This is a genomic window from Martinezella dioscoreae (genome assembly GCF_009176305.1).
Taxonomy (GTDB): domain Bacteria; phylum Pseudomonadota; class Alphaproteobacteria; order Rhizobiales; family Rhizobiaceae; genus Rhizobium; species Rhizobium dioscoreae.
Genome location: NZ_BLAJ01000001.1, coordinates 628,295 through 648,674, shown reverse-complemented (window position 1 = coordinate 648,674; position 20,380 = coordinate 628,295). Strand labels below are relative to the sequence as shown.

The following is a 20,380-nucleotide window of genomic DNA, read 5'->3' as shown; positions in this document are numbered from 1 at the left end:
TGAACCGCATCGCACTCTGCTGCAGGTGGAGCCGAATCGGCAGAGGTTCTGAGTTCAAACGGCCTCGGTTGAATCGGATTCTGAACTTAAAATAGTCCTTCGATGTAGCCCTGATCATTAAGGAAAATCCTCTCGGCTGCCGGCGATTTCGGCAGGCCGGGCATGGTCATGATCTCGCCGGTGATGACGACGACGAAGCCGGCCCCGGCTGAAAGGCGTACCTCGCGAACGGGTACGATATGGCCTTCGGGTGCTCCCCGAACATTTGGATCGGTCGAGAAGGAATATTGCGTCTTCGCCATGCAGACCGGCAGATGCCCGTAACCCTGATCCTCCCAGGACCTGAGCTGATCTCGCACGGCCTTGTCAGCCGTCACCTCGCCGGCATGGTAGATCTTGGAGGCCACGATCTCGATCTTCTCCAGCAAGGGAAGATTATCGGGATAGAGCGGCTGGAATTTCGCCTGGCCGGATTCGGCAAGCTCGACCACTTTGTGCGCGAGATCGGTTATGCCCGCCGAGCCCTCGGCCCAGTGCCGGCAAAGGATGGCCTCGGCGCCGAGACGGGCGACATAATTCTTCAGCGCCTCGATTTCGGCTTCCGTGTCCGAAACGAAATGATTGATTGCGACGACGACAGGCACGCCGAACTTGCGGACATTGGCGACATGCCGGCCGAGATTGGCGCAGCCCTTCACCAAAGCCTCGACATTCTCCCTGCCGAGATCGTCCTTCTTGACGCCGCCATTCATCTTCAAGGCCCGCACGGTCGCGACGATGACGGCGGCATCCGGCGAGAGCCCGGACTTGCGGCATTTGATATCGAAGAATTTCTCCGCACCCAGATCGGCGCCGAAGCCGGCTTCCGTCACGACGTAATCGGCAAGCTTCAGTGCCGTGCGCGTCGCAATCACCGAGTTGCAGCCATGGGCGATATTGGCGAAGGGACCGCCATGCACCAGTGCCGGATTGTTCTCCAACGTCTGCACAAGGTTCGGCTGCATGGCGTCCTTCAGGAGCACGGCCATGGCGCCGTCGGCCTTCAGGTCGCGGGCATAAACGGGCGTACGGTCGCGGCGATAGCCGATGATGATGTTGCCGAGCCGCTTTTCCAGATCCTTGAGATCGGATGCCAGACAAAGGATGGCCATCACCTCGGAGGCGACGGTGATATCGAAGCCACCTTCGCGCGGAAAGCCGTTCGCAACGCCGCCGAGCGAGGAGACGATATCGCGCAATGCGCGGTCGTTCATATCCATTGCGCGGCGCCAGGTGATGCGCCTGATATCGATATTCTGCTCGTTGCCCCAATAGATATGGTTGTCGATCAGCGCGGCAAGCAGATTATGGGCAGAGGTGATCGCATGGAAATCGCCGGTGAAATGGAGGTTGATATCTTCCATCGGGATAACCTGCGCATAGCCGCCGCCGGCCGCCCCGCCCTTCACGCCGAAGCATGGGCCGAGCGACGCCTCGCGTACGCAGACCACGGCCTTCTTACCGATGCGGTTCAGGCCGTCGCCAAGGCCAACCGTCGTGGTGGTCTTGCCCTCACCCGCAGGCGTCGGGTTGATCGCCGTGACGAGGATCAGTTTGCCGTCCTTCTTGCCAGCCTGTGCTGCAATGAACGCTGCACCGATCTTTGCCTTGTCGTAACCGTAAGGTGCGAGATCTTCCGCCGGAATACCGAGCTTGGCACCGATCTCCATAATCGGCAGCTTCTTCGCCGCGCGCGCAATCTCGATATCGGATGCCACTGTCGTCGCCATAAGTCTCGCCCCCAAACATACGGTCATTTCCCTGTCGGGATAAACCAATATGTTTCGGGTGTGAATAGTTGGCGAAGCCCCTCCCTATCGAAACGCGCCGCCTTGTCTCACGATGCCGGCATGCCTATTTTCGGCGTCCAATCAAACCGCGGAAGAAGGAAAAGATATGAAGTCCCTGGAATTGCTGGTCGAGCGCATCATTCTCTCCAGTCGCTGGCTTCTGGTGATCTTCTATCTCGGTCTTGCCGCCTCACTCGCCGTCTACGCCGTTTCGTTCGCTTACAAGTTCTACAAGGTCGCGATCAACGTGCTGGTCTATGAAGAGGCCGATATGATCCTTGCGATCCTCGGCCTAATCGATGCCGCCCTGGTGGCGAGCCTGATCGTCATGGTGATGATTTCCGGCTACGAGAATTTCGTCAGCCGCTTCGACGAGGCCGAGGGTGAGGTTTCCTTCCTCGGCAAGCTCGATTCAGGCAGCCTCAAGATCAAGGTCGCATCCTCGATCGTCGCCATTTCCTCGATCCACCTGCTGCAGATCTTCCTGAACGCCACTCAATACGACAACGCCAAGCTGATGTGGTTCACCATCATCCATCTGGCCTTCGTCGTGTCCGCGCTATTGCTGGGCTTCCTGGAAAAAATCATGGCGAAAGCCAAAGCCAAGGATAGCTAAGGCCGGGAGTGACTACTTGCCGGCCATTGCCGATGCGCTGGTCATCGGCGCAGGAGCTGCCGACGGTGCCGGCGCGGCACAATCGGAAATCGATTGATTGTCCCTACAGTTGCGCGCCGAGACCAGCGCATCGGCATCGGCGAGCTCCGTCGTCAGCCTCAGCCTCAACGCGTCCATCTGCGAAATCAGATGAATGCCGTTCGGGTCGGTTCCAAGCATCAGATCGACAAGTCCCCGGTCCACGCCCATCTTGTCGAGGAAGCTGACCAGCCTCGCCCTCTGCGCCTTGTCGAGCTTGGTCGTATCGTACTTGCCGACGAATTTACGGCCGATCTCTCTCTTGGAGATGACCTTGCGCTTGCCATCCACCATCTCATATTCGGTGCGGTACTGGACACGCACCTCGCTGTAGGTCGTTGTGATCTGATGAACGCCCAGCAGCGCGAAGGGGCTGGAAACGCGCTGGACACCGCCTGCAAAAAACAGCGGGCAGGCCGAAAAGCAGATTGCGCCATCCGAGAATGGCTGTCCTGTTATCGAGCCGTCCTTGGCAAAAGCTGCCGAGCAGATCGGCTCGGCATAGGGGCATGCCCGCGAGCGAGTACGCCCGACTGCGATCGAAAGCTTCTGCTTCCGAATGATACGAGCCATCTCCATGGCTGCTTTGACATCGCCGCCTGGCGAACTGACGATTATGGGCAACTTGCGATCGCCGACCTGTTTCAGGATTTTCTGCAGCTTCCGCGGCGTATCTGCCATGATCTGCCCTTCGGCGGAGATCCAGTCCGGACATGTATTATCGGCACGGCACTGGCCCATCTCGCCGTGAACGAGCAAGAACCGCATCGGCGTGCCGCCGGCAACGCCAGCCGCTTCGGCAAGCACAGGCGAAACAAGCAGAAGCGAAACGCCGGTGACGAACCACAACAGCGTTTGACAGCAGCGCGCCGCAAGCTGCGGGAAGAAGCGAAAATCCATGAGTCATACGCCTGCAAGCGATTACCTTGGCAAGACCGATAGCAACCGCTTTGGGCCTTCGCAAGGCGCGCCGATGCGGCAACGCATCATTTGATGAAACTCCCGGCCGCTTGCACCCATGCAAGAGCTGGCGACGAGAAAATTGAGCACCGGCGGACCTCAGGAACGAGAGATGGAACCGAACTGATGCTGTGACAAACGGTTAATCCTAACATGAAGCATGGGACAGTTTTGGATCAAGCCGCGGCTCTTTGCCAGCTCGGGATCTCCCCTGTCCAAACGCACATTCGGGCCTCATTTTGACCGGGCAAATGCGCTTCGTCGGGTTGCTCCCTAGCTGTCGAGGTCGACGCAAATTGTATGGCTTCGTCGAAATTAGGCTAACGGAAACGCTATTTTTACGCTTAATGACCATTTTGGGCGAAGATTTGCGTAGTTTTGCATGACTGAATATTAAAATATATGAAAATGAAATTATTTCTGGTCCTGTGGTATTTTTGCGTCTAGCATTCACTCCTAAATCCGGTATTTGATAACGATAACACGCTGTGGGCGCTTCAACTCATATGTCCTATATCATTACTGCCGAGAGACAATTGCTGCTTTCTGCCGAGTTGGCTGCTGCTCGGACACAAGCGGCCTTTGCACTGGCCTTGGAACGGACCGGGTCAGCTTTTGGCTTCAGCCATATGGCTCTCATGAACGCCCCGGTTCCCGACGACCCGATGATGACGCCGTTGCTCATCGAAGGCACGATGCCGGCTCAATTCGTACGTGAATTCGATCGCCATCAGCTCGTTCGCCGTTGTCCAATGCTGTTGCGCACGCGCGATTCGGTCATGCCGCGCTCCTGGCATCTGCTGGAAAAGGACGCCGAACCCGACGCGGATTTGCCGCGCGAACTTCGCGCGCTCCTGATCAACTACAATTGCCCGATGAGCGTCATCATTCCGGTCAACGCCCCGGATGGTCAACGCCTTGTCTTCTGGTTCATGGGCAATCGCAACAGTCTCGGCCAGAGCGAGATCAACGAACTCACCCTGATCATGCTGCAGGCGCTCGATGCTTATAATTGCCTCAAGCGCAACGACAGTGCCGCGCCGCACTCGCTTTCGGCACGTGAGCTGGAAGTGGTTCGCTGGACGGCTCAGGGGAAGACCTCGGTGGAGATCGGCCAGATCCTCACCCTCTCCGACCATACGGTCAACGCCTATATGATGAATGCGATCAAGAAGCTCGATTGCGTCAACCGCACACAGCTTGTCGCAAAAGCCATCCGCCTGAAGCTGATCAGCTAGGCGAGTCCTCACTCAAGCACCTCCGTACGGAGCCCGACGACCGGGCCAAGCGTATGCGCGCCTGCCGCGCCGGAACGGACGGCAATCCACTTCTTCTTTAGCGACCGCCCAGAACCGTACGGATTTCAACGAGACTCGAACGCACCCGCAGAATATGGAAGCCCATGGTCGCGAGATGGCTCGGCATGAAGGAGCTATCTTCGGGTCCATTGGAAATGATGAAGGGCTGAATGCGCAAAGCAGTCTGCAATTGCGTCGTGACGTCGGCCCAAAGCGCGCTGACATTACGCTCGGCGATCACCTGCTGGAAATCCGAACGAGCCGCCATCAGGATACCGTAGCTTGCGTAGAGCTGCCCGTAAGCAAACCAGAAACGATCGTCAGCCCGCGTATCCAGCCAGCCGTAGCTGTGATCCCCTGCTCTCTTGGCCAATATATCCGCCGTGCTGCCGAGATCGTTGGCAATGTGGTCGACGAACTGCAGAAGATTGTCTGCGCGCCCGTCGAAAATTGCCTTGCAGTTGCCGAGGTCGCTATTGAAGCTGCGCAGATTGCTCATCGCGGCGCGATAATAGCTTGGGCTCGGCGTCTTCGGCCCGAAGGGATGCAGGCCGAAATACCAGCTCGACTCATCGAACTGCAGGTTGCCGCGCGCCTTCTGCAGATCGCTGTTGATGCCGGAGGTTCCGCGCACGCGGCCGAGTGTGTCGACCAGCTCCGCCGAGGTACGGCGAACGACAGAATTGATGCCCCGCTGGAAGGAAGCCTTGTTGTCGAGGAAGGGCGTGTCATCCCACGAAATGCCGAAGAAGCCGAGCTTGTAGAGCAGCATCGAGGAAATCCAGGCATTCTGGTTGACGTTGAAATCGATCAGATCGGTGGCAACGTCGACGACAGCCGAGGTTTGGCAGGCCTTGGCCGCCGTTGCCGCGGCCTGCTGGCTGTCTGTTGCAGGCAGTTCTTGCCCGGCCGAATATTTGCGCTCGGAAAATTTATAGACATCCGGATAGGCCGGATTGAACCCTGTCCAGACCTGCGTCTGCCAAACGAAATAGATATAGAGCAGCGCCATCAGCGTCACGAAGGCGGCGACCGGCAGCTTGATCAGCCAGTTGCGCTGCCGATACCAGCCATGCGCTGCAAGAAATGGCCAGCTAAGCCCGACAAAAACCAATCCTAGCCAGCGTGCGATAGCGGCCCAAATCCGCTTGAAGAACGCCGTGATCGAGTCAAGCATGGACACGCCTCCTAAACCGTACCGCGCATCCCGCCGACCCGCAAAGGACGCACCACACCAAACCTGCGCAATGGACGTCGCGAAAATCCCCGCGGCCCTCGGATCATTAAGTCCTTATCGCCATTCACGTTCCAGCAAATATGTGTTCTTGGGAAAAACAACAACCGTCCGCTTGGAATTTTCCATGACGGACGACAATCAACCCTCCGGTTGCACCTCTTCCGCCGCTCCGCTCGGGTCAGTGGATGCGGGGAGCAGATGCGGCTCCAGCCGTCTTTTGAAGACGGCATCGACATGAGCCTTGCGCACGGCGAGGTCATGCCCCGCCAGCACATTCGCCTCGAACGCCTGGATCAGGCTCTCAACCGCTGCCGTTCGCGAAACCGTGGTCGATGCCGGCGCCGCTTCTGCCGCCAATGCCTTGAGCAAGGCAATCCGTTGCTCGATATCGATGGTCAGCTTAGCGGCCATAGCGCCGATGGCGGCGATCTGCCTATTCAGAGCAGCCGCCAGCCCTTCATAAATGTCTATAAGACGCTGTCGCACGGTCCGGCGGGATTGAAGCTCCTGTTCTTGCCGCCGAATATCATCCTGCTCCAGCAAGAGAGCACGATAGTCCCCTTCGAGTTCGGACTGCAGATCGGCATGGCGCGAGGATGGGCGGTTGCGTCGCTGATACATGAGCTTTTCTACCAAGGCATTGGCCCTGCGTTGCATCTCCTCTATATCGAAATCGAGCTTCCGCCGGCGTTCGATCACGCCTTCCAGCTGTAGTTCGCAGTCATGAAAACATCGGGAGAATACGGGTCTTGCCTGCTTGAAAAGGAGGTCGAGTTCGGCCGATACGTTAAGGATCGTATCGAGATCGGCGATGATAGCCTCCGGCTTCATCGGTCCACGCGCCAGCGTCCGGCTGAGCAGGCTTGCATTTTCAAGACCAACCTTCTCGTTGAACAATCTGCGATGCTGCAAGTCCGCCTCCTCGGTCGCATGATCCAGCTCTTTGACCAGCGACAGGGCGGTTGATTTCCACCGATCGAGCAGTTCGACCGCCTCGCGGACAGACGCTTCTTCGACAGGAAAATTGACGACCTCGACGCGCTCGCCCTCCCTGGCGTGGCCGGCAAGCGTCGCCACGGCCGAATTCGCGTCGTTCATGGCGTCATCGAGCGTCGCTTGCGCCTTATCGAGCATGCCATCGAAGGAATGAGGCCTGACCATGAAAGCATTCCCTCCCCTACCTCTAGCGCGAGACTAGCCGCTTCCTGAGGCGAAGGAAATGCTCGAAAACTATTGGGCAGCGGCAGGATTCTTCAGATAGGCAATCAGGTCGTCGAGGTCCTTGTCGCTTTTCAGACCCGGGAACGTCATCCGAGTGCCTTTGACGAGGAATTGCGGCGCCGGCAGATATTTCCGCAGCAACGCTTCATCCCAGACCTTGCCGTCGGCGCCGAATGCCCGCATCGCCGGCGAGTAGACATAATCGGGCTTGCTTGCGACGGCTCGTCCGACGACCCCCATCAACGAGGGGCCAACCCGATTGTCAGGCCCGGTCGCAGTGTGACAGGCACCGCATTTCTTGAAAACGACGGCGCCGGCGACCGCATCGCCGTCTGCAAGCGCGCAAGAGGTCGAGGCAAGCACGATGACGGCCGACAGCAGACAAAGCAGTTTCATCATCCCTCCCGATCAGCTCAATCCCGACCAACGATCATATGCCGAGGAAAGTCCGCAACGCTACTGAAAGCCCGCGGGCAGCGCTTCACTCGCAGGTGATCGCCTCTTCCCAATGACGACGACAGAGCGAGACATATTTGTCGCTGCCGCCGATCTCGATCTGCGCCCCTTCGTGAACGACCTTGCCGGCGGCATCCAGGCGCACGACCATCGTCGCCTTGCGCCCACAATGGCAAATGGTGCGCACCTCGCGCAATTCGTCGGCGATGGTCAGCAGTTCCTGTGACCCCGGAAACAAGCGTCCGTGGAAATCCGTGCGCAGCCCGTAAGTCATGACCGGAAGGCCGAGGCGGTCGACGATATGGGCAAGCTGCCAGACCTGCTCGCGCGTCAGAAATTGCGCCTCATCGACGAAGACGCAGGCAAGCGGCTCGCTTGCATGCATTTCATCGACCATCGCATAGAGATCGTCGCTCGTTTCGAACGGCAAAGCATCCATCGTCAGTCCGATGCGCGAGGCGATCGTGCCGCGGCCGGCGCGATCGTCGAGGGCTGCGATGAAGGCTGCGGTGCGCATGCCGCGCTCCTGATAATTATAGGCAGCCTGCAGCAGCATCGTCGATTTACCGGCATTCATAGTCGAATAATGGAAGTAGAGCTTGGCCATGACATTCTCCTTGAATGCTTCATGGGTGCTGCAGGACGATAAGGAAAGATGGTCGCGGCGAAAACCACAGGATTCAGGCGTGCTTCGCTTAGAGCGCAAAAGCCTTGGCCACAGGCGGACAGAAAAAGACGGGCGTCGCATTCAGCCCCCTCAAACCGCCGCAAATACACTGTGGTCGCTTGAAAATGTCAGTTATTGATGGTTGCTTGGGAACGTTAGACTGGGAGTCACGCAATGATAAAAATGACCCTTACTGCATTCGCTTTCGCCTCAACTCTCTCCGCACTGACATTGGGCGCCACCGCGGCCTCCGCAGCCGAGCCGGCAAGCTGTAGCACCGTACATTTCGCCGATGTAGGCTGGACCGACATCACTTCCACGACGGCCACCGCCTCCATCCTCCTGAAGGCTCTTGGCTACGACACCGACGTCAAGGTGCTCGCCGTGCCGGTGACCTACCAGTCGCTGAAGAACAAGGACATCGATGTCTTCCTCGGCAACTGGATGCCCTCCATGGCCGAGAACATCAAACCCTTCGCTGCGGACAAATCGGTCGAAACCGTGCGCGCCAATCTGGAAGGCGCCAAGTACACGCTGGCGACCAATCAAAAGGGCGCGGATCTAGGCATCAAGGACTTCAAAGACATCGCCGCCCACAAGGATGAGCTTGACGGCAAGATCTACGGCATCGAGCCGGGCAATGACGGCAACCGGCTGGTGATCGACATGGTCGACAAGAACACCTTCGGCCTCAAGGGCTTCGAAGTGGTCGAATCCTCCGAGCAGGGCATGCTCGCTCAGGTCTCCCGCGCCGACAAGGAAGGCAAGCCGATCATCTTCCTCGGCTGGGCCCCGCATCCGATGAACACCACCTACAAAATGACCTATCTCACCGGCGGTGACGACGTGTTCGGACCGAACTTCGGTGGTGCGACCGTCTATACCAACGTCCGGGCAGGCTACTTGCAGGAATGCCCGAATGTCGGCACCTTTGTTAAAAATCTCGTCTTCTCGCTGCCGATGGAAAACGAAATCATGGGCAAGATCTTGAATGACGGCAAGGATCCGGAAGTCGCAGCGACGGAATGGCTGAAGGCCAACCCCACAGCAATCACGCCGTGGCTCGCCGGCGTCACCACCAAGGACGGCGGTGACGGCCTGGCGGCGGTCAAGGCCAAGCTCGGCCTGTAATACGAGGATGGATGGAGGGGCGGCCAAACCGCCCCTTTCTCTTCCTTGAACGGACTGCTTGCTTTCGCGTCCCGCCATTCCCGGACAATGGTCCACTTGGCGTGACAGACCGTATTCTTCGGCGGCACCTCCGGCTTCATACGTAACAATCGGAAACGCCGCCCCCAATCATGGGCAAAGACGTGAACTGGTTAACCGATTACCGCATCCCCATCGGGCCATGGGCCAAAGCCGTCGTCGACTGGCTGACGAGCAATGTCACATGGTTCTTCGACGGCCTTTCCTTCGTTGTCGCGCATGGAATCAACGGACTGCTGTTCGTCTTGCAGGCACCGCATCCGCTGATCGTCGTCGTTGTCTTCACGGCAATCGCCTACTGGATGCGCCGGAGCGTCACGATCACGGTCCTCACCCTGATCGGCCTGCTGATCACCATCAACCAGGGCTACTGGAAAGAGACGACCGAGACGCTGGCGCTGGTGCTGGCTTCTACCTTCGTCTGTATGCTGGTCGGCGTCCCCCTCGGTATCGCAGCTGCCCGACGTCCCTGGCTCTACGCCATCATGCGGCCGATCCTCGATCTGATGCAGACCATCCCGACCTTCGTGTATCTGGTGCCGGCAATGATCCTGCTCGGCCTCGGCATGGTCCCCGGTCTAGTCGCCACCGTCGTCTTTGCTCTTCCCGCACCGATCCGCATGACGCGCCTTGGCATCATTTCCACTCCCCCTTCGCTGGTGGAAGCGGCCGAATCCTTCGGCGCGACGCCACGCCAGGTTCTGCGCAAGGTCGAGCTTCCCTTTGCCACGCCGCAGATCATGGCCGGCCTGACACAGACTATCATGCTGTCGCTCTCGATGGTTTCGATCGCTGCCCTCGTCGGCGCCCCCGGTCTCGGCGTGCCGGTTCTGCGCGCGCTGAATAGCGTCAACGTCGCCAAGAGCTTCGATTCCGGCGCCTGCATCGTCATCCTGGCGATCATTCTCGACCGTATGTTCCGCGCGCCCGGCGAAGGAGACCGCTCATGACCGTCGCCGTTGATTTCAAAAATGTCAGCATCATCTTCGGCGATCGTCCCGATGCCGCGCTGAAGCTTGTCGATGAAGGCAAGTCGCGCGACGACATCGGCAAGTCGACGGGCATGGTGCTCGGAGTCGCCAATGCCTCGCTGCAAATCGAAGAGGGTGAAATCCTCGTGCTCATGGGTCTGTCCGGCTCCGGCAAATCGACGCTGCTGCGCGCCGTCAACGGCCTGGCGCCGGTAGTGCGCGGCGAGGTCTCCGTCAACACCAAGAACGGCGCCGTCAGCCCCTACTCCTGCAGCCCAAAAGCCCTGCGCGACCTGCGCATGCACACTGTCTCCATGGTCTTCCAGCAGTTCGCGCTTCTGCCCTGGCGAACGGTGGCCGACAATGTCGGCTTCGGGCTTGAGCTTGCCGGCGTTTCGGACGCCGAACGCAAGAAGCGCGTCGACGAACAGCTCCAGCTCGTCAACCTGACGCAATGGGCCAATCGCAAGGTCAACGAACTGTCCGGCGGCATGCAGCAGCGCGTCGGTCTCGCCCGTGCCTTTGCAACCGGCGCGCCGATCCTGCTGATGGACGAGCCGTTCTCGGCGCTGGACCCGCTGATCCGCACCCGCCTGCAGGACGAGCTTTTGGAGTTCCAGCGCCGCCTTAAGCGGACGATCCTCTTCGTCAGCCACGATCTGGACGAGGCATTCCGCATCGGCAACCGCATCGCCATCATGGAAAGCGGCCATATCATCCAGTGCGGAACGCCACAGGAGATCGTCAAGAACCCAGCCGATCAATATGTGGCCGACTTCGTGCAGCACATGAATCCGATCAGCATGCTGACGGCACGGGACGTCATGCAACAGGGCGTCGGACATTCGGCCAATGCCGGTTCCGTCACCGCCACAGCAACCGCCGCTACACCGCTCATCGATATCCTTGACGCCCTGACGCGCCAGCCGGGCAATATCGGCGTTGTTGACAATGGCACGATTATTGGAACGATCTCGGCGCAAGACGTTGTGTCGGGTCTCACCAGCCACCGGCGAAAGGAGTAGTCGTTCGCGACTGCTCCTCAATTCATGGAGCCGTTAATGAACGACAAACCATCGGTGATCAGGGAAACGGATGAGGATGCGCGCATTCAGGCGCGCGACCTCATGCACAAAGCCGCACATGCGGCCTTGGCCGTCATCGACCCCGAAACCGGCTTTCCCTTCGTCAGCCGCGTCCTGATCGCCATGGATGCCGATGGCGCTCCGGTCATCCTAGTTTCCGGCCTTTCCTCACATACCAAGGCTCTGATGAGGGACAGCCGCGCTTCGGCGCTCTTTGGCGAGCCTGGCAAGGGCGACCCTCTCGCTCATCCCCGCTTGACCTTGCGCTGCAGCGCGGAGCGCATCGATCGGCAAAGCCAGGCGCACGATCGCATCCGAGCGCTTTTTCTCGACCGCCACCCGAAATCCAAGCTCTATATCGACTTTCCGGATTTCTGCTTCTTCCGCCTCGTTCCGCTCGATGCCAGCCTGAACGGCGGCTTTGGAAGGGCTTACATCTTGTCCTCAAAAGACCTGATGATGCTTTAAACCGAAAACAAAATCCGGCGGCAATAAAATCATACAATAGTGCGAGAATTAGTAGGTGGACAGCCTGACGTAGAAGCAGCCAATATTCTCAGGTTGCAAATCCGCAGTGACCAAAATTGGCATGTTTGCGGCTCCGAAACGATAAGAATCGACCTATTTTGGTCTAATTTAGCCCCTGGATGGGACGCTGGAGACCTCAGCATTATCGCCGAGGCATCATACGTACATACCTAAAACAGCATACTCGATACCTTAAATTTAGGTATATACAATCTTCGACCCCTCTTGGTATTGTTAGATATCGGTTAGGACCGGCTTGGAAATAGCACAGTTTCTGATGTACGCTCCGCATTGGGAAGATTAACAGATGAAGACAAGAGATTTGGCCGAACATTCTAATGTTGCGGCAGCATTATTATCAGCAATGGCGAACCCAAAGCGTCTTTTGATCCTTTGCAGTCTCGTTAAGGGTGAAGTTCCTGTTGGCGTTCTTGCCAATCAGGTTGGACTGAGCCAATCAGCACTTTCTCAGCATCTTTCGAAGCTTCGCGCTCAGAAGCTGGTCAAGACGCGTCGCGATGCTCAAACGATTTACTACTCCAGCACATCAGAATCCGTGATCCGTGTTCTTGAAACGCTGGAAGACATTTATTGCGAGCCGGAAAAAAGTAGATCGGCTGCTTAAGAGCTTGCAATAGCTCAAGGCCTGTCGACAGACGATCTCCGGGGAACACTTTAGACCCTGAAAGATCGACTTGCTTTCATCACCAGGTGTTTTACTGCTTTAACTGGCAAATCTTCAGATTTGCCAGTTTTTTCATGTCTGGACGAGCTCGCATCACGCCTGCAGACAACTCCGCGCCCGGCACCGCCGACCTGCCGCGATCCAATTCCTGCCGTACACCAGCCTCCTTTCCCGACCCCATCTTTGCCTTGACGCAAATAGGCCGGCTGATAATTTGACCAAGCAGTAAATATAATCGCGCGGCGCGGCGCCGCGGTCGGGTAACAGGCCCCCGAATGGCCATTGGAGAACAGCATGTCGGACCGTTTGAATGCCACCCCCAACGATTTGCGCGCCTTCTGGATGCCGTTTACGGCCAACCGCCAATTCAAGAAGGAACCGCGCCTCTTCGTCAGCGCCAAGGATATGTACTACACCACCCATGACGGTCGGCAGGTACTGGACGGAACTGCGGGTCTGTGGTGCGTGAACGCGGGACACTGCCGCCCCAAGATCACCGAGGCGATCCGCCAGCAGGCAGGCGAGCTCGACTATGCCCCGGCCTTCCAGCTCGGCCACCCCAAGGCTTTCGAGCTGGCGAACAGGCTGGTCGATATTGCACCCGAGGGTATGGACCACGTTCTTTATACCAATTCCGGTTCGGAATCGGTCGAAACCGCGCTCAAGGTCGCGCTTGCCTATCATCGCGTGAAGGGCAATGGCTCGCGCTTCCGTCTCATCGGCCGCGAGCGTGGCTATCACGGCGTCAATTTCGGCGGCATCTCCGTCGGCGGCATCGTCACCAACCGCAAGATGTTCGGCACGCTGCTGACCGGCGTCGATCATATGCCGCACACGCATATTCCCGGTAAGAACGCCTTCACGCGCGGCGAGCCAGAGCATGGCGGCGATATCGCCACCGAGCTTGAGCGCATCGTCACGCTGCACGACGCCTCGACAATCGCTGCTGTCATTGTCGAGCCGATTGCCGGCTCCACCGGCGTGCTCATCCCGCCGAAGGGCTATCTGCAGAAGCTGCGCGACATCTGCACCAAGCACGGCATCCTGCTGATCTTCGACGAGGTCATCACCGGCTTCGGTCGCCTTGGTGCGCCCTTTGCCGCCCAATATTACGATGTGAAGCCGGATATCATCACGACCGCCAAAGGCCTGACCAACGGCGTCATTCCAATGGGTGCAGTCTTCGTCACCTCGGAGATCCATGACGCCTTCATGCAGGGACCCGAGCATATGATCGAGTTCTTCCACGGCTATACCTATTCCGGCAATCCGATCGCCTCTGCCGCGGCGTTGGCAACGCTCGACACCTATAAGGAAGAAGGCCTCCTCACGCGCGCAGCAGAACTTTCAGACTACTGGGCCGATGCCCTGCATTCCCTGAAGGACTGCCCGAACGTCATCGATATCAGAAACACCGGCCTGATCGGCGCCATCGAGCTCGATCCGATCGCCGGCGAGCCCACCAAGCGCGCCTTCACCGCTTTCCTCAAGGCCTATGAAAAGGGCCTCCTCATCCGCACCACCGGCGACATCATCGCGCTATCGCCGCCGCTGATCATCGAAAAGCATCACATCGACGAGCTGTTCGGCAAGCTCCGCGAGATCTTGCAGAATAATATCTAGGTCATTTTTCATAGATCGCGATACGATCGGCAAACTCGAAGAGTTCCCTCTCCCCGCCTGCGGGGAGAGGGTTAGGGTGAGGGGCTGTTCACGAGGATGATCAGATGCGTGGTCCGGAACCTAAAACAACAAATCGCGCAAAAAGCCTTCGGCAAGCAGACAACGATGCCGAGGCGAAACTTTGGTCGGAACTTCGCAACCGTCAGCTGAACGGCTTTAAATTCATTCGGCAGTTTCCGATTGGTCCTTATTTCGCTGATTTCGCCTGTCGGGAGCGAAGCCTCGTCATCGAAATCGATGGCAGTCAACATGCTGACAGCAAGCACGATACTATTCGCGATGGATTCATGATCACCGAAGGGTGGTCTGTCGCTCGCTTCTGGAACATTGACGTCCTCACAGCCATGCCAGCAGTTCTCGAAACCATCGTAGCAATCTGCGAAGGCAGGTTGACCGACGCCGTGGTGGCTCGTGACTTCAAGTTTCTTCCGGCGGGATCTGCGAAATAGCCCCTCACCCCAGCCCTCTCCCCGCAGGCGGAGAGAAGGAGTCTCTAGGTATCGCCGGAAACACAGCTCTATCAACATATTCGGATAGATCCCCTCTCCCCGTAGAACGGGGAGAGGGCTAGGTTGAGGGGCTATACGGAATCACAGCAGATGCAGGACAACACCATGACCACCAAACTCGAACGCTACATCGACCAGGGCGTCGGCCGGGAACCCGCCGATATCGTGTTGAAGAACGGCCGGTTCTTCGATCTGGTGACGGGCGAGCTGGTCGCTTCGGATATCGCCATCTGCGGCGATCGCATCGTCGGCACCTGCGGCGAGTATCAGGGGCGCGAAGAGATCGATATTGCCGGCCGCGTCGTCGTACCGGGCTTCATCGACACGCATCTTCACATCGAATCCTCGCTGGTAACCCCGCTCGAATTCGATCGCTGCGTGCTGCCTTATGGCGTGACCACCGCCATCTGCGATCCGCATGAAATCGCCAACGTGCTCGGCACCGAAGGCATACGTTACTTCCTCGAGTGTTCGCTGGAAACCATCATGGATATCCGCGTCCAGCTCTCGTCCTGCGTGCCGGCAACGCATCTGGAAACCTCGGGCGCCGATCTGCCGATCGAAAAACTCTTGCCCTTCCGCAATCACTCGCAGGTGATTGGCCTTGCCGAATTCATGAATTTCCCCGGCGTGGTCCACAAGGACCCCGTCTGCATGGCGAAACTCGAAGCCTTCCAGGGCGGCCATATCGATGGCCATGCGCCGCTTTTACGCGGCAATGACCTCAACGGGTATCTCGCGGCTGGCATTCGCACAGAGCATGAATCGACAACCGCCGAAGAGGCGCTGGAGAAGATCCGCAAGGGCATGCATATCCTCGTGCGTGAGGGCTCCGTCTCCAAGGATCTGCACGCGCTGATGCCTATTATTACCGAGCGCCTGTCACCTCATCTGGCGCTCTGCACCGATGACCGCAACCCGCTCGACATCGCCGAACAGGGCCACCTCGATTATATGATCCGCACGGCGATCGCCCATGGCGTCGAACCCCTGGCGATCTACCGCGCCGCCTCGATCTCGGCAGCCCGCGCCTTCGGTCTGCGTGATCGCGGTCTCGTGGCACCCGGATGGCGCGCCGATCTCGTCGTCGTCGACAGCCTGGAAAGCTGCAAGGCCGAGATCGTCTTCTCCGCAGGCCGCCCTGTCACCGCCGAACTCTTCGCGACCCGCGGTTCGGTCGAGCCGGTCGGCCTCGACAGCGTCAAGGCCCGCCCGATCAACGCAGCCGATTTTGGCGTGCCGGTGACGGAGGGCGAAAGCTCCGTCATTGGCGTGACGCCTGGCAAGATCATCACCCAACATCGCCGCTATCGCCTGCCGGCCAAGGGCAACCAGACCGATATCGACCTCGGCAACGATATCATCAAGGTCGCCGTCATCGAGCGGCACGGCAAGAACGGCAACCATGCCAACGGCTTCGTCCAAGGCTTTGGCTTGAAGAAAGGCGCGATCGCCTCGACCGTCGGCCATGACAGCCACAATATCTGCGTCGTCGGCGTCAGCGAGGATGACATGGCGCTCGCCGCCAATCGCTTGAGCGACATCAATGGCGGTTTCGTCGTCGTCGAGGACGGTGTCGTGACCGGTGAAATCGCCCTGCCTGTCGCTGGCCTGATGAGCCTCGAGCCTTATGAAAGCGTGCGCGACACGCTGCACCACCTGCGCCAGGCGGCCTACGCCCTTGGCGCGACCCTGGAAGAACCCTTCCTGCAGCTTGCGTTCCTGCCCCTGCCGGTGATCCCGCATCTGAAGATATCGGATAAAGGCCTGGTCGATGTCGACAAGTTCATGCTGATCGGCTGATCAGGCGAGCTTGCCGCAATAAACATCCAGAGCAGCAAGCGTTAGCGTTGCCCCGGCATCCGCCGTGTCAAACCCCGGCATGGCGATCGTCTTGCCAAGCTTGATATCCTCCGGCAAGGCAACCTTCACAGGCTTGCGGGAGAGATTGAAGACAAACAGCAGCGTCTCCTCACCCTTGGAGCGCGTGAAGGCGAGAACGTCCTCTTTTGTATCAAGAAAGATCATGTCGCCGTCACGCAGGGCGGCATGTTCTGCACGGAAGGCCAGCGTGCGCTGATAATGATGCAGCACCGAATCCGCGTCCGTCTCCTGCTTGTCGACGGCAAGCGCCGCATGCTGATAGGGAACCGGCAGCCAGGATTTGTCGGCGGTCGTAAAGCCGGCATGGGCGCGGCTCGCTTCCCAGGGCATGGGCGTACGGCATCCGTCACGCCCCTTGAAGGCCGGCCAGAAGCGAATGCCGTAGGGATCGCGCAGATCCTCGAAGGCAAGCTCTGCCTCAGGCAGGCCGAGCTCTTCCCCTTGATACAGGCAAATGGAGCCGCGTAACGCCGAGAGCAAAGAGATCGCGAGCTTCGCAACGCGCGGCTGCTCTTCTTCCGTTTTGGCGAAGCGGCTGACATGTCGCTGAACGTCATGGTTGGAAAAGGCCCAGCAGACCCAGCCATCAACGACATTATCCTGGAAATCGCTGACGCAGCGCCGGAAATGCGCCGGCGTGAAATCGGGCCCCAAAAGATCGAACGTGTAGCACATGTGCAGCTTGTCGCCGCCGCTGGTATAGGCCGCAACCGTCTCCAGCGAGCGCACGCCGTCTCCTACTTCGCCGACTGTCGTGCGGTTTTCGTATTGATCGAGCAATGCACGCAATCGCTTCAGGAAGCCGATATTTTCAGGCTGCGTCTTGTCGTAAAGATGGTTCTGCATCCCGTAGGGGTTGGTCTCGGGCGCGTCGAGACCGCCGGTCGCGACGAGCGCCGGCGGATTGTCGCGAAGCTTCTTGTCGCAGAAATAGTAGTTGACCGTATCCAGGCGGAAACCATCGACGCCGCGATCTAGCCAGAATTTGACGGCCGCCAATACCGCATCCTGAACGTCCGGATTGTGGAAGTTCAAATCCGGCTGCGATGTCAGGAAATTGTGCTGGTAATATTGCCGGCGCACGCCATCCCATTCCCAGCCGGGGCCGCCGAAGATCGACAGCCAGTTGTTCGGCGCCGTCCCATCCGGTTTCGGATCGGCCCAGACATACCAATCCGCCTTGGGATTGTCGCGGCTTGCGCGGCTTTCAACAAACCAGGGATGCCGGTCGGAGGTGTGCGAGATGACCTGGTCGATGATGACTTTGAGGCCGAGCTCATGTGCTGCCGCCATCATCTCGTCGAAATCGGCAAGCGTGCCGAAGATCGGATCAACATCGCAGTAATCGGCGACGTCATAGCCCATATCGGCCATCGGCGAGGTAAAGAACGGCGCCAGCCAGATTGCGTCGACCCCGAGTGCGGCAATGTGAGGCAGGCGCCGGGTGATCCCCTTGATATCTCCCAGCCCGTTGGCATCCGTGTCCTGAAACGACCGCGGATAGACCTGATAGATCACTGCCCCGCGCCACCAATCGGCTCCCGCCGCTTTATTCGTCGATTTCATCAAACCGCCTCGATATCGCACAAGGCCTTCCAGTTTGCACAGTCGGGCGCAGGCGGCAAGCTGCAAATCGGCTGCCTGAGAAACTCAACCATCGGGCGGATAAATTCGCTGTATCAATTTTAGAGATTTGTGAATATGAAAGTTCACATGCTAAGCATGCCCGACTTTTTTTAACTTGAAAGCGACGTCGCTTTCGATAATTTCGCGCATTGACCTGTACGTGAAGGTTACCTGCGGGATCAAGAATACCCTTGTAAAACAAGGACAATAACTCCAGAAAGGTGGGAAAACATATGGCGCATATCACCCGAAAATTTATCGCTGCGGCTTTCGTCAGCACGATATTGAGCGTTTCGGCGCATGCCGCGACCCTCAATATCCACAACGGCGGCGACCCGACTTCGCTCGATCCGCAAAAAATTTCCGGCGATTGGGAGAACCGCATCGACGGCGATATCTTCGAAGGGCTGGTGACCGAGGACCCCAAGGACAACCCAATTCCAGGCCAGGCTGCAAGCTGGACGATTTCGCCCGACCAGAAGGTCTATACCTTCAAGCTGCGTGACGGCATCAAGTGGTCCGATGGACAACCGGTGACGGCTCAGGACTTCGTCTTCGCCTTCCAGCGCCTGATGGACCCGAAGACCGCTGCTCAATACGCCTATCTGCAGTACACGATCCTGAACGCGGAAAAGATCAACAAGGGGGAGATCAAGGATCCGACCCAGCTCGGCGTCAAGGCGATCGACGACAAGACCCTCGAAATCACGCTTGAGAACCCCACCCCTTACTTCCTCAATGCTCTGATGCACTATACGGCCTATCCGCTGCCGAAGCACGTTGTGGAAGCCAAGGGTGATGAGTGGGTCAAGATTGGCAACATCGTCACCAACGGTCCCTACAAGCCAGTGGAGTGGGTGCCTGGCTCGCACGTCACCGCGGTCAAGAACGATCAATATTATGGCGCCAACGATATCAAAATTGACAAGGTCAACTTCTACACGCTGGAAGATCAGGCCGCTGCTCTGAAGCGCTATCGCGCCGGCGAATTTGATATTCTAACGGAATTCCCGGCCGATCAATATGACTGGATCCAGAAGAACCTGCCCGGCCAGGCACATGTGGTGCCCTTCCTTGGCACCTACTACTACGTCCTGAACGCCACCAAGCCGCCATTTAACGACAAGCGCGTTCGCCAGGCCCTCTCCATGGCCGTGAATCGCGAAGTCATCGGCCCGAAGATCCTAGGCACCGGCGAATTGCCGATGTATTCCTGGGTGCCGCCGGGCACGGCCAATTACGGCGAGCCGGCCTATGTCAGCTGGAAGGACGAGCCTTACAAGCAGAAGGTCGAAGAGGCCAAGAAGCTGCTGAAGGACGCCGGCTTCGGCCCTGACCACCCGCTGAAGGCACAGCTGCGCTACAACACCAACGACAACCACAAGCGCATTGCCGTTGCGATCGCGGCCATGTGGAAGCCGCTTGGCGTCGATATCGAGCTCTACAACACCGAAACCAAGGTGCATTACGATGAAATGCAGCGCGGTGAGGTGCAGATCGGCCGCGCCGGCTGGCTCGCCGACTATAACGACCCGATCAACTTCCTGAACCTGCTCTCCACCGGCGTCGACATGAACTACGGCCGCTGGAGCAACAAGGACTACGATGCTCTGATCAAGCAGGGCAATGAAGAAACCGATCTCAAGAAGCGCGCCGAGATCTACAAGAAGGCCGAGCAGCTCGCCCTCGACGACAGCGCCGCGATCCCGATCTACTACTACGTTTCCAGAAGCATCGTCGCCCCGAAGGTGCAGGGTTACGTTGACAACATCCAGGACATCCACCGCACGCGCTGGCTGTCGATCAAAGAATAATTGGGAACAGGCTCCCTCCCGGAC

18 protein-coding genes are annotated in these 20,380 nt (G+C 58.4%); 11 read left to right on the top strand and 7 right to left on the bottom strand.

Features of this window, described 5'->3' with window-relative positions; all coding sequences use genetic code 11:
• Positions 1 to 86: 86 nt before the first annotated feature.
• Entirely contained in the window at positions 87 to 1,769 is a 1,683-nt protein-coding gene (locus GDN47_RS03145) for a formate--tetrahydrofolate ligase (RefSeq protein WP_113332202.1), read from the bottom strand.
• A gap of 166 nt (positions 1,770 to 1,935) precedes the next feature.
• Here GDN47_RS03145 and GDN47_RS03140 point away from each other — a divergent pair, with 166 nt between their 5' ends.
• Positions 1,936 to 2,445 (top strand): TIGR00645 family protein, encoded by a 510-nt coding sequence (locus GDN47_RS03140; RefSeq protein WP_113332201.1) that lies wholly within the window; start codon positions 1,936 to 1,938, stop codon positions 2,443 to 2,445.
• A gap of 12 nt (positions 2,446 to 2,457) precedes the next feature.
• Here GDN47_RS03140 and GDN47_RS03135 read toward each other — a convergent pair whose 3' ends face one another.
• Positions 2,458 to 3,423 (bottom strand): COG3904 family protein, encoded by a 966-nt coding sequence (locus GDN47_RS03135; protein WP_152092610.1) that lies wholly within the window; start codon positions 3,421 to 3,423, stop codon positions 2,458 to 2,460.
• A 566-nt stretch (positions 3,424 to 3,989) separates the two neighbouring features.
• On the opposite strand from GDN47_RS03135, the gene GDN47_RS03130 reads away from it, so the two are divergent.
• Positions 3,990 to 4,721, top strand: a complete 732-nt coding sequence (locus GDN47_RS03130) for a helix-turn-helix transcriptional regulator (protein ID WP_152092609.1) — start codon at positions 3,990 to 3,992, stop codon at positions 4,719 to 4,721.
• Between the two features lie 97 nt (positions 4,722 to 4,818).
• Here GDN47_RS03130 and GDN47_RS03125 read toward each other — a convergent pair whose 3' ends face one another.
• The 4 genes from GDN47_RS03125 to GDN47_RS03110 form a co-directional block, all read right to left on the bottom strand.
• Positions 4,819 to 5,958, bottom strand: a complete 1,140-nt coding sequence (locus GDN47_RS03125; RefSeq protein WP_152092608.1) for a DUF2333 family protein — start codon at positions 5,956 to 5,958, stop codon at positions 4,819 to 4,821.
• Positions 5,959 to 6,156: 198 nt separating this feature from the next.
• Entirely contained in the window at positions 6,157 to 7,179 is a 1,023-nt protein-coding gene (locus tag GDN47_RS03120; protein WP_113395394.1) for a hypothetical protein, read from the bottom strand.
• A gap of 69 nt (positions 7,180 to 7,248) precedes the next feature.
• On the bottom strand, positions 7,249 to 7,635 hold the full coding sequence (locus tag GDN47_RS03115; RefSeq protein WP_113395395.1) for a c-type cytochrome: 387 nt from the start codon (positions 7,633 to 7,635) through the stop codon (positions 7,249 to 7,251).
• An 85-nt stretch (positions 7,636 to 7,720) separates the two neighbouring features.
• Positions 7,721 to 8,302 (bottom strand): thymidine kinase, encoded by a 582-nt coding sequence (locus GDN47_RS03110; RefSeq protein WP_075851140.1) that lies wholly within the window; start codon positions 8,300 to 8,302, stop codon positions 7,721 to 7,723.
• A gap of 234 nt (positions 8,303 to 8,536) precedes the next feature.
• Here GDN47_RS03110 and GDN47_RS03105 point away from each other — a divergent pair, with 234 nt between their 5' ends.
• The 8 genes from GDN47_RS03105 to ade all read left to right on the top strand — a co-directional run bounded on the left by GDN47_RS03105 (position 8,537) and on the right by ade (position 16,835).
• Positions 8,537 to 9,493 carry a choline ABC transporter substrate-binding protein gene (locus tag GDN47_RS03105; RefSeq protein ID WP_095435457.1) on the top strand — a complete coding sequence of 319 codons (957 nt, stop codon included), beginning with the start codon at positions 8,537 to 8,539 and terminating at the stop codon, positions 9,491 to 9,493.
• A 170-nt stretch (positions 9,494 to 9,663) separates the two neighbouring features.
• A complete protein-coding gene (gene choW / locus GDN47_RS03100) occupies positions 9,664 to 10,521 on the top strand; it encodes a choline ABC transporter permease subunit (RefSeq protein WP_069612714.1) in 858 nt (285 codons plus the stop codon).
• Positions 10,518 to 11,567: a choline ABC transporter ATP-binding protein gene (gene choV, locus GDN47_RS03095; RefSeq protein WP_113395396.1), complete on the top strand. Its 1,050-nt coding sequence runs from the start codon at positions 10,518 to 10,520 to the stop codon at positions 11,565 to 11,567. Before choW ends, choV begins: the two co-directional genes overlap by 4 nt.
• 36 nt (positions 11,568 to 11,603) lie before the next feature.
• A complete protein-coding gene (locus GDN47_RS03090) occupies positions 11,604 to 12,095 on the top strand; it encodes a HugZ family pyridoxamine 5'-phosphate oxidase (protein ID WP_113395397.1) in 492 nt (163 codons plus the stop codon).
• 367 nt (positions 12,096 to 12,462) lie between these two features.
• The gene (locus GDN47_RS03085; protein WP_015340680.1) at positions 12,463 to 12,780 is read left to right on the top strand and encodes an ArsR/SmtB family transcription factor; all 318 of its coding nucleotides are present in this window, start codon (positions 12,463 to 12,465) and stop codon (positions 12,778 to 12,780) included.
• A 354-nt stretch (positions 12,781 to 13,134) separates the two neighbouring features.
• On the top strand, positions 13,135 to 14,463 hold the full coding sequence (gene aptA / locus GDN47_RS03080; RefSeq protein WP_113332192.1) for an omega-aminotransferase AptA: 1,329 nt from the start codon (positions 13,135 to 13,137) through the stop codon (positions 14,461 to 14,463).
• Positions 14,464 to 14,567: 104 nt separating this feature from the next.
• Positions 14,568 to 14,972 carry an endonuclease domain-containing protein gene (locus GDN47_RS03075; protein ID WP_113395398.1) on the top strand — a complete coding sequence of 135 codons (405 nt, stop codon included), beginning with the start codon at positions 14,568 to 14,570 and terminating at the stop codon, positions 14,970 to 14,972.
• Positions 14,973 to 15,137: 165 nt separating this feature from the next.
• Entirely contained in the window at positions 15,138 to 16,835 is a 1,698-nt protein-coding gene (gene ade / locus GDN47_RS03070; protein ID WP_152092607.1) for an adenine deaminase, read from the top strand.
• On the opposite strand, the gene bglA is transcribed toward ade, so the two are convergent.
• On the bottom strand, positions 16,836 to 18,482 hold the full coding sequence (bglA, locus tag GDN47_RS03065) for a beta-galactosidase BglA (protein ID WP_113395399.1): 1,647 nt from the start codon (positions 18,480 to 18,482) through the stop codon (positions 16,836 to 16,838).
• Between the two features lie 293 nt (positions 18,483 to 18,775).
• Here bglA and GDN47_RS03060 point away from each other — a divergent pair, with 293 nt between their 5' ends.
• The gene (locus GDN47_RS03060; protein WP_113395400.1) at positions 18,776 to 20,356 is read left to right on the top strand and encodes a peptide ABC transporter substrate-binding protein; all 1,581 of its coding nucleotides are present in this window, start codon (positions 18,776 to 18,778) and stop codon (positions 20,354 to 20,356) included.
• Positions 20,357 to 20,380: the final 24 nt, after the last annotated feature.

Coding starts and splice junctions, on each gene's coding strand:
- GDN47_RS03145 (WP_113332202.1), bottom strand. CDS start 1,769: ATGGCGACGACAGTGGCATCCGATATCGAGATTGCGCGCGCGGCGAAG.
- GDN47_RS03140 (WP_113332201.1), top strand. CDS start 1,936: ATGAAGTCCCTGGAATTGCTGGTCGAGCGCATCATTCTCTCCAGTCGC.
- GDN47_RS03135 (WP_152092610.1), bottom strand. CDS start 3,423: ATGGATTTTCGCTTCTTCCCGCAGCTTGCGGCGCGCTGCTGTCAAACG.
- GDN47_RS03130 (WP_152092609.1), top strand. CDS start 3,990: ATGTCCTATATCATTACTGCCGAGAGACAATTGCTGCTTTCTGCCGAG.
- GDN47_RS03125 (WP_152092608.1), bottom strand. CDS start 5,958: ATGCTTGACTCGATCACGGCGTTCTTCAAGCGGATTTGGGCCGCTATC.
- GDN47_RS03120 (WP_113395394.1), bottom strand. CDS start 7,179: ATGGTCAGGCCTCATTCCTTCGATGGCATGCTCGATAAGGCGCAAGCG.
- GDN47_RS03115 (WP_113395395.1), bottom strand. CDS start 7,635: ATGAAACTGCTTTGTCTGCTGTCGGCCGTCATCGTGCTTGCCTCGACC.
- GDN47_RS03110 (WP_075851140.1), bottom strand. CDS start 8,302: ATGGCCAAGCTCTACTTCCATTATTCGACTATGAATGCCGGTAAATCG.
- GDN47_RS03105 (WP_095435457.1), top strand. CDS start 8,537: ATGATAAAAATGACCCTTACTGCATTCGCTTTCGCCTCAACTCTCTCC.
- choW (WP_069612714.1), top strand. CDS start 9,664: ATGGGCAAAGACGTGAACTGGTTAACCGATTACCGCATCCCCATCGGG.
- choV (WP_113395396.1), top strand. CDS start 10,518: ATGACCGTCGCCGTTGATTTCAAAAATGTCAGCATCATCTTCGGCGAT.
- GDN47_RS03090 (WP_113395397.1), top strand. CDS start 11,604: ATGAACGACAAACCATCGGTGATCAGGGAAACGGATGAGGATGCGCGC.
- GDN47_RS03085 (WP_015340680.1), top strand. CDS start 12,463: ATGAAGACAAGAGATTTGGCCGAACATTCTAATGTTGCGGCAGCATTA.
- aptA (WP_113332192.1), top strand. CDS start 13,135: ATGTCGGACCGTTTGAATGCCACCCCCAACGATTTGCGCGCCTTCTGG.
- GDN47_RS03075 (WP_113395398.1), top strand. CDS start 14,568: ATGCGTGGTCCGGAACCTAAAACAACAAATCGCGCAAAAAGCCTTCGG.
- ade (WP_152092607.1), top strand. CDS start 15,138: ATGACCACCAAACTCGAACGCTACATCGACCAGGGCGTCGGCCGGGAA.
- bglA (WP_113395399.1), bottom strand. CDS start 18,482: ATGAAATCGACGAATAAAGCGGCGGGAGCCGATTGGTGGCGCGGGGCA.
- GDN47_RS03060 (WP_113395400.1), top strand. CDS start 18,776: ATGGCGCATATCACCCGAAAATTTATCGCTGCGGCTTTCGTCAGCACG.